Below are 1212 nucleotides of genomic sequence, written 5' to 3'. Positions count from 1 at the left end.
AACCTGAAGAAAATAGGGGACCGGATCGGACTGAGGATCCCGCTTACTACTTACGTGGCCCGTCATTCCTGGGCCAGCATCGCTCGCAACATGGACGTTTCCATTGCCGTGATCAGCGAGGGCATGGGACATAACTCTTATAGGACCACGCAGATTTATTTGAACTCTATTGATACCTCTCAGATCAATCGGGCCAACTGGAAGATTATCAGAAGCGTGAGAAGGAAGTGCTGAAACCAACTGCTTTTTTCATCCGTAGTCGGATAGGCTGTAAGAATCGGGGAGGATGTGTTCAAATGCACATCCTTTTTTGATGAAGTTACGTCAATGATTTTGGTTTCCCGGTTTGAAATCGATAACCGGGCAGTGCGCCTCTTTTCCTTTTTTCTGTATTCATCTTCTATAATAGTCTGGAATGGAAAGAAACCGGAAAACGAGTCGGATTGTGGGAAATAACGGTAAAATGAAGGGAATAGGGCAGACTGTTGCTCTTGATTGATAAAATGTTTTACAAATGTGTCTCTATTCTCTTTGTAAAAGTATCATTACATTGCAAAGATACATTTTTTCCATGATTTCGGGTAGTTTTTCATCCATTTTCTTTCAAAAACAGAAAAATTCTTCACTGATGTTTGCCAAATCCGTTAATCTTTGATTTTATAAGTTATTGATTGATAAGAACAAACAGAATATACCCTGTTTTACAAAGAGTAAAGGCGTTGTTACGTACAGGCTATGAGCCTGAAAGATAGTTGATTACGAGTATAAAAGATACGAGTATGGCAAATAAAACTTTGGTATTTTCGAATACGCTGGCACCATCGGAGATGGCAGCCGGCAAGGACATAAAATAATCAGGGAAGCTGTGAAACTGGATGGTACTGTAACCCCGACTATAGCCGACGAAAACAGTTGTTTTCCAAAGGGCAAACACGTTACTTGGTCTGACGGACAGTCGGGTCAAGGTATAAAAAGAATGTCTTCAGAAGAAGAAAACATCAGTCAGGAATGGGCAGAGGATTCCACTTCGTGGGGCTATCTGTCGATCCATAATAAGAAAGTAGAAAAGTTTGAGGCCGAAGTGAACAAAGATGGGAGTTGCCGCTGCTTTGTCCATCGGTCCGTTTTTTATGAGAAAGCCAGACATGGCGTCAAAAAGATAGAGAAACCCTCAATCAGTGGTTTTGTCTTCCTGCAGGGCAGTACGAAATA

Annotated in this window: 1 protein-coding gene and 1 pseudogene; both read left to right on the top strand. The window is 41.7% G+C overall.

Annotated elements, in window-relative coordinates; translation table 11 throughout:
* The coding region (locus ACYRYG_RS13265) for a tyrosine-type recombinase/integrase (RefSeq protein WP_460198482.1) at nt 1-234 on the top strand (234 nt) is incomplete at its 5' end.
* A gap of 631 nt (nt 235-865) precedes the next feature.
* Nucleotides 866-1212: pseudogene (locus ACYRYG_RS13260) on the top strand (hypothetical protein); the annotation flags it as partial.

The organism is Segatella asaccharophila, assembly GCF_054687055.1.
This window is presented reverse-complemented; position numbering and strand designations above follow the sequence as displayed.